We start from the raw sequence: 7,810 nt of genomic DNA, 5'->3' as shown, positions 1-7,810 counted from the left end.
TCAGAATACCTATGAGGTAGTGAGTTAAGACAAAGAAGAGAATTGCATTTGCTTCAATTTTTTCGTCAGAATACCTATGAGGTAGTGAGTTAAGTAACCTTTAAAGAGTTTACTTACGTATGATTATTTGTGTCAGAATACCTATGAGGTAGTGAGTTAAGTTAAGAGTAAGTTTAAATCAGACAATAGCCGCGTGTCAGAATACCTATGAGGTAGTGAGTTAAGTTCAAAATTCTGCAAAACAAAACCGCTGCTATTGTTGTCAGAATACCTATGAGGTAGTGAGTTAAGCCGTTCGAAAATAGCCAAAAAAAGGCGGTAATGACATCGCCAGAGGTATTATTTTTTTAAAATGGGTTGATAATTTCAGTCGACCTCTAATCGTTGGAAAATCACTGGGGATCGACAAGTTTTTAATTCGCTTATTTTCAATGAATTATATTTTTGAAATAATATATCCATAAGGATATATTGATCTCTGTCTAAGGTCGACGGAAAATGATTAAAATTGAATGCATAACGAGAACAGGGTAGCATTTTCAAAAAGAAAAATGATTTAATAAAATCCACTCCCTGCACCCCTCCCAATGTCATTAAGTTAAGGTAGAAAGTTATTTGTCAACAAAGTTTATTACTTCAAAAAACAGCTTTGTTTCATTCTGACAAGTGCTATCCTCCCCCTTCACCCCCTCCAGAGGGGGACAAAAAGGCTTAACTTGATGACATTGCACCCTTTCAAAAGAGGGCAAGTACATAGGCATTGCCCCTACGGATTATTAATATGTCAAAGAACGTGTGAGGAATGTCATTTAAAAAATGACTGATTCTCCATCGGAGCCTTGTACTCCAATGATATTTAAACGTTTGGTGCTAAAGTATTTTGAGATGCCTTTAAGTGAGTCAATAAGCTCTTCTTCTTTTCGGGCATTGGGACCAATCGTTTCGTTTTTTTGAATTTCTTTTAAGGCTCTTTTAAACAGTTTTTCAGGTTCGTATTTTTCTTTACGCTTGAAAAAACGGTTATGCTGAGCTCTGGCAAATGGTATCGTATCAGTTTCAAATAATAAGTCTTTGTCTTGTTCTTCTCTCAATCCATCAACGACTAAGATTTCTTTGCCTTCTTCACCTTTGTTCTCGACATCAATGATGGCTTTATTTTGAAGTACCCATTCTTTGCTGTAGGTTATCAATTTAGCGTCAAGTTCCAAATCTTTTACTTGGACATTAACTGAACTGCCTCTAAAGCTTAGATAGGTATTTAAATATGCCTGCCACCAAGTATTCCAGTCATGGTTTCTGGCATTTGATAATTCATTGACTTTTGAATTGATCAAGCTGAAATATTTATACTGTGCTTTCTGAAGATCAGGCATGGGCAAATCTTCTATTACTTTTTTAAAATAAGTCCTGCTAGTAAATTCATGGGTATTCATCATCTTATTGGACAAAGCAAAAAGGAATTGCCCCATAAATGGGCTTACTTTCTGAGCATAATAGTCAGGTCTTGCAAAGCTGTTTTTAATTATTTGAGCAAAATCATAATAGGGACAGATATTCTGATCAGCAAAGGCTTTGCTAAGCTTGTTGAATATTGGCTTTTCTTTTTTGGTCAAACTAACGATGATCTTACCTGACATTTCACCACGGGCTGTACGACCAAAACGCTGAAGAAAGCTACGCCAGTTAAAACCTGCCTGCATAATGCAATAATCCACTCCAAAGTTGGCACCTACTTCGGCTTTACTGGTAGATAAAATGACATCTGCCTCATGATGGCCTTGGTCTTCATAACCTGAAACTTCATGAATGATATGATCGGGTAAAGAGTGTCTTAAGTAATCAGACTGTCTTTGTAGATCATAGAGTGCATTGAAAATGATCAGTACTTTGATGCGTTTCTCTTTTTGCTCAGCAATTTCTTCGATCTTATCGTTGAGCACTTCTGAAATATTAGTATTTACTGTAAAGTCTACTTCAAGCGAGCCGTGTATGCATCTGGCATTGTCTGGACTGTCAACAATTTCTTCTTGTAAACGGGTAAATGTCTTCGCTAAATTTCCTGAGGATTTATCAGCCTGTAGGCATTTTTCTATAGATATAAAGTCATATTCTCTTTCTTGCAAGAATGTAGCTACTTGTTCTTCAGGTGTAGCGGTGACAAAGAAAAATCTTGCAGACTCGTGAACTATAGCTTGGCGTAGTTCGAGCATCAGCATGATACTGGCTAATTGTTCTTCATCATAAAGGTGGAATTCATCGTAAATGATGTAGTCAAAATTATGTAAAAAATGCCAATAGGTTTTACCTCCAGACATTTTGAATCTGGGGTTACCTGTATACCTTTTCATCAGTCTTTGGATATTCTCATCATAGCCACCAAGCATGGCATAGTTAAGAATATCGGGATTGGTGATCATCAGATCAGCCTGTGATGCCATCTCTTCCAAAGCCTCCCAGCGTTGTTTACTCCCTTTTTTGTCTGCCTCGTCAAGGCTTTTACCTGTGGCTTTGACGATATTAAGGTCAGGAAACATGGCTGAAAACTCTCCATGCAGTTCATCAATCAGGGTATTGGTGGGCAAGATGATGAGTCCGCACTTTTTGTTGTATTTGTCGCCTGCATATTTGAGGCATGGAAAGGCAAAGGCGTAGGATTTACCTGTTCCTGTAGGGGCTATGACTTCGGTAATCAGGGGGAGTTTTTCAAACTCATCGCGCATGATTTGTTGCATACGGTGCATGCGTCCTTCGAATGCAGGTTTGTTGGGCCGTTTGAATGTGGCTGTTTCCTGTACTTGAGGGACGTATTGGGGGGGGATGGTGATGGGTAGGTTTGGCATTTTTTTTAAGAGAGACGCAATAAATTGCGTCTCTACGGTTTTTAATTGAATGTTTGGTTGAATATTGTTGGTAGGTGTTTTTTCTTGAACCCTTTTAACAATATGTAATTTTCTAAAACGTATTCTCGGTCATGGATTTGTTCTTCTGCCATGAGATCGGCGACTTCTTCCAGATTGTCAAATACGATCTTGTGTGTGTAGGCATTGAGCCATAGATCACCTTGTTCTGATGTTTCTATTTCTTCTACTGCTACCAGTGTTTCTCTACCGTTGCCTACTCTGATGGTCGGGGGTATATCCAAATCATTTTTGCTGACTAGATAGCAAAGAAAAGTGGATTGGGCTTCAACCCCCTGCACATGCACCAGGTTTTTGAATGGTGATTTGGCTGTATCTTCCAAACTCTTGGTATCAAAGAATCCATCGGTATTGAACAATGTATTTTTGGTATATACATTTGTCGGTTGTGAACGCTCCGGCATAGCCATGGTGCAATAGTATCCCCAATCTTTGATCTCTTCATATTCTGGTTTGTCACGAAATGGTATAGGCTTATTTGCAGGGGCTAAATAGGGTCTGAAGGCATATGTAAGTGCCAGATCTCCTATAAAGTTACCTGTACGAGAGCCATTGGTCATCTCGGTGAAGTAGAAGAGGTGATTGAGTAAGGTGAGTCTTAATTTGTATATTTTCATGGTATTTAATTCAATATTCGAATAATATAAATCTGCCATATTCCTTGTTCTTTTTACTTTTTTCTTGATAAAAAAGTAACCAAAAATCAAGACTGTGAAAACTTCAGTAAAACATTGATCTCCATCCTAAAATTTTTAAACTCGCTTTGCTCAAACAGTAAAAATTTTTTAACGGATTATCAATCAATGTTTTTTAACCCTCTGTTTTCAAGGTCAATAAAAAACTAATAGTATAATTTTATAAAGACCAAAAGAGCATGACAAATCAACAGAAAATAACAATTAAGCTTCAACAGGTTGTTTTTTCTTTGCCGGGGCTTTTTTAGCTTTTGGTTCTTTGTATACTTTGATCTCTTTTAAGTATTCAACACATTGTTCTTGAGTCGCTTGATATTCAGAAGTAAGGTCTGATTTCCAAGTTTCACGGATAGTTACTTCCAAATCTTCTCCCTGAATAAGGTTTTCAGCATAGTTATCCTGCATTTGTTTAAGCATTTCGGCTTTGATATTCTCAAGGTTTACTTCTGTGGCTTCATTCCAATTGTTGGAGAAAGTGAAGCTGTTAAGCGGAGCTTCGACAGTATCGTATCCCATGGCTACAATGTGGTTTCTGACATTATTCCCTGTAGTGGTGCTTTGTGCTCCGTATCTGCTTGTAAACAGGATAGAAGATAAGAGATGGAATAATAATTCGGGTGTGGCATTTTCCAAAGTGATAAACTGAGGGAAATAAGTCTGAGGCTGAATGTATTGAACTCTGAAAAGCGACTGACGAAGTTTTCCTTCTTCTTCATCGTACATTGTCCCTCCTTCACTCAAAGCATTGTGCTGGATTGTATCAACTAACTCATCAACAGGACGTATAGAGTATGCCCAATCGTAAATGACACGAGCTTTGATTCCTACGGCATCATTGGAAGCGGTAACTGAATCTCCAAAAAGGATTGAATTAGGGTTAGCTAATTCATTACTCGTTTTGATTACATTGTAACGAACATCTTCAGAGACAGCACTTGTCTGACGGCAAAGCTTAAGGCCTGTCAATTTATCTGGTGCTTTCCATTTACGGGCTGGAACTTCTATAAGATTTTTTCCTTCTTGTGTACGGAATACAATTGTCTCATCAGCATAGTTGCTTCGGTTGATCATAGGACCTACAACTTCGCGTACTAAAGCGATTTTGAAGGTTCCTGTTTTGTTTTCCTTAAGGTTAGTTCTGAATAAATTAGCTGGGATATTTTCAAATATATTTTTCATGATTATTAAGTCTTTATAAGTTATTTTTTGATTTTGGTACACAACAAGAGTGGGGTAGCAGATTCAAAAAGAAAGATTATTTTAATATAAATCCTCTCCCTACACCCTCTCCGAAGAGGGACAAAAAGGTATTTTTCTTTTTGAAATTAAATCACCCTCCTGTGGTTATACATTCATTTGATTTAAAAATTAGATTAAACAGTTTCAAGCACTTCTTTATCAGCTTTTCTATTTTCTGAGTTTGAGTAGAATTCTGTTACTTTTTTGCTATAGACAAAAGCAAATTGATATAAGAAAGTACGCTCTCTGTCTTTAGAAGGGAACTGGCCATTCCATTCTTTCTCATAAAGGTCTTCGTACATTGCTTGGGCAAAGTCATCGCAAGCTTGGGTTTTATCAGCACCCATAAAATTTAATCTTTCCTTTTTATAAAGCTCTCCAGCGATACGTTGGATCATATCTTCTTTGGAAGGTTTAAAACGAAGTTCTTTTTGCATCACTTCTAATGCCAGTCTGAAAAGTTCACTTTCTTGATTGAAGTTTTTGTTTTCACGGCGAATGCGTGTGGCGATTTCTGCCAATTTTTCGATAGTAGTCATATGGTTGAATTTTTTTGGATTTTCTGAAATGAAATTGATAATACGAGATTTCATACCTCTGGCCTTGCTTTCATCAGCATGAGCATATTGATAGTAAGCCTGAAAAATTGAATTACGATTTTGAGCATACTTGAGTATCAAGCCTGAATCCATTCCTCTGCCTTGCTTGAAAAGCTCCATTGATAGTGCTATTTCATCAAATTCGTTTTCAAGATTAGTCAAGTGAACACGATCCCAACCCAACTGTCTGATAAAAGCAGGGGCTTGATCATAGACAAATATTTCCTTGTGAGGTCTATATTCTCCCATGATAGAGGTTACATAAGTACGAGCACCAGTCTTACGAGCAATGTCTAATTGATTGCGAACTAAAAAGAGTTGATTTTTCATGTCCTTAGCAACTTCTGTCAGATCCAAACTGAACTTAGTCGAATTAAGCTGAGCTGATTTGTTAATGTTGACTGTATTATCATCATTAACTGTATATCCTCTAATGCCTGAGAGCTTTCTAAACAAGCCCCAGTCGATGACAGAACCTCCAAAGGATTCACAAAAATCCATGTATATGGCGGTGTTTGCTTTTGGTCTTGTAGAATAGTTAAGTCTTGCTTTGTTTTCAGCATCAGCCAGATCTGATATATAGGATTGCTTGTTACTTAGTGTAGACTTTGATCTTCTGCTGAATCCTCTTGATCCTAATCCGAAAGCGTTAGTCTGCTCATATTTTTTAGTAGCTTTCTTACCTGTGAATAAGCACATATCAGCTGAAGAAGGAAGAGGAGCGATCTGATTGATCCAATCTTTAGAAAAGCTATTGTCTGAATAGTCAAAGTATTCTTTAAATACAGTGATGATCGGGGATGAAGCTTGTGAATCTGCTTTGGTCTTATCTAAAACACTTTTTAATTCATCAAAATGATCTTCAATAGCATCTTCGCCTTCTTCTGTTAGGATTTTATAAGTCTCCATCAATGCTAAAAGATTTTTAAGAAGACTTCCTGTTGTACCAGCTACCATCGCATCAAAATGATCATTAAGTGCCTTTGGTGATGTGATAACTATATCATCGGTTACTTTCCATTCAAAATCTTCATAAAAAGCCTCATCTGATTTGATCAACGACTTAAAATTATTTTCCCAAGCCTTGTTCGCTTTTCCATTCAGCCATTTTGCTTTGAATATTGAAAACAAACGCACAAAATTCTGATTATCATCTTCTCCCTTGATATTATCATGGTCAAATCGGATGTATAGTTTACCTTGATCATTGAGTTCAGGGGTTAAAAGAGGCAAATTATAAGCTTCTGTTAATTTTTCAATAAAATCAATTAACTGAGATATGCCTATTTCACCAAGTTTATCAACTCCATTAGGAGCCATATGCAAGAAGTTATCTGAAACAGATGAGAGAATGTCTTCCCAAACCTCTAAATCAAAAGGGATACTACCTATAAATCCGAGTTTACATGATTGAAAATCTACTTTGGTTAATTTGACAGGATCGACACTTTTACGAGATTCCCCCGAAAGGCGATTTTCAATTTCCTGAAGATCATCCGAGTTTAGAGGATTTCCCCAGTATAAAAAGCCATCTCTCATGAAAGAAAAAGTATGCATACCTTTCTCTTCCAAATAATTCGCTGTCACTTTCATGATCTGATCGGAAACCAAACGGAATGGGTTTCTTTGCATCTTAATAAAAGAAACCTCAGGAGCATCAGGAATAAGGTTAACTAATTTTTCTTTAAAGAAAGCATAAAAATCCTGAATAGACTGAAGGCTGTCTTTCATGGTATTTTTTAATAGCCAAGCATTGTCCTTCCATTCGTAAATATCAGCACCTCCTGCAGAGGCAATCTCATCGGCGAAACGTACAAGAGGATTTAATTCTTCTAAAAGAGCTTTAGGTAATTTGGTTGCTTTACCTAGTGCTTGCAAACTGGTACGGTTTTCTGCATAAAGCACTAATTCTTCAATATCTCCCCAATAATCGTCTAATTCTGGAAAAAAATCATAGGCTTTAATATCATTAAGAAAACCTGAATCTGCTAAATGAGATATTGCTTCTCCTAAATCTTCGATATCCATCAGCTTATTTGCATCATGGAAAGTGAAGCCAAGTATGAATGTCTTGATGATCTGCTGGTAGTCGTCTCTGGATTTCCAGTCATTTGACTCAGCCAAACGCTCTAAAAGATTTAAAGCCGGCATGATCCCTTGTAAAATATGGATATGATAAGGTTGATCATACCCTACATATTTGGTTTTGCCTTCAACAGTGAAAAGACCTTTGGCTTCAATGATACCTTTGGTTTCAACAATTCCTGACAAAACCAAGTCAATCCATTGATCAAAAACCTGCTGAGTACTTTCTGTTCTAAACAGATGAGTCTCGGAAGTGAAATTCAATTGCGTCATG

At 37.0% G+C, this 7,810-nt stretch carries 4 protein-coding genes; all 4 read right to left on the bottom strand.

Annotation, left to right across the window (positions count from 1 at the left end; genetic code table 11):
* Positions 1 to 809: 809 nt before the first annotated feature.
* Positions 810 to 2,840 carry a type I-D CRISPR-associated helicase Cas3' gene (gene cas3, locus AABK36_RS25245; protein WP_309943154.1) on the bottom strand — a complete coding sequence of 677 codons (2,031 nt, stop codon included), beginning with the start codon at positions 2,838 to 2,840 and terminating at the stop codon, positions 810 to 812.
* A gap of 41 nt (positions 2,841 to 2,881) precedes the next feature.
* Complete coding sequence (cas5d, locus tag AABK36_RS25240) at positions 2,882 to 3,574, bottom strand: type I-D CRISPR-associated protein Cas5/Csc1 (RefSeq protein WP_309943152.1); 693 nt, start codon at positions 3,572 to 3,574, stop codon at positions 2,882 to 2,884.
* 243 nt (positions 3,575 to 3,817) lie between these two features.
* A complete protein-coding gene (gene cas7d / locus AABK36_RS25235; RefSeq protein ID WP_309943150.1) occupies positions 3,818 to 4,792 on the bottom strand; it encodes a type I-D CRISPR-associated protein Cas7/Csc2 in 975 nt (324 codons plus the stop codon).
* Between the two features lie 194 nt (positions 4,793 to 4,986).
* Positions 4,987 to 7,809, bottom strand: a complete 2,823-nt coding sequence (locus tag AABK36_RS25230; protein ID WP_309943148.1) for a hypothetical protein — start codon at positions 7,807 to 7,809, stop codon at positions 4,987 to 4,989.
* Position 7,810: the final 1 nt, after the last annotated feature.

This window comes from Aureibacter tunicatorum (assembly GCF_036492635.1).
Lineage (GTDB): Bacteria > Bacteroidota > Bacteroidia > Cytophagales > Cyclobacteriaceae > Aureibacter > Aureibacter tunicatorum.
Note: the sequence above shows the minus strand (reverse complement) of the source record. Positions and strands in the feature narration are given on the sequence as shown.

Excerpts from the sequence above, each read along its gene's own strand:
- cas3 (WP_309943154.1), bottom strand. The coding sequence starts at position 2,840 with ATGCCAAACCTACCCATCACCATCCCCCCCCAATACGTCCCTCAAGTA.
- cas5d (WP_309943152.1), bottom strand. The coding sequence starts at position 3,574 with ATGGCAGATTTATATTATTCGAATATTGAATTAAATACCATGAAAATA.
- cas7d (WP_309943150.1), bottom strand. The coding sequence starts at position 4,792 with ATGAAAAATATATTTGAAAATATCCCAGCTAATTTATTCAGAACTAAC.
- AABK36_RS25230 (WP_309943148.1), bottom strand. The coding sequence starts at position 7,809 with ATGACGCAATTGAATTTCACTTCCGAGACTCATCTGTTTAGAACAGAA.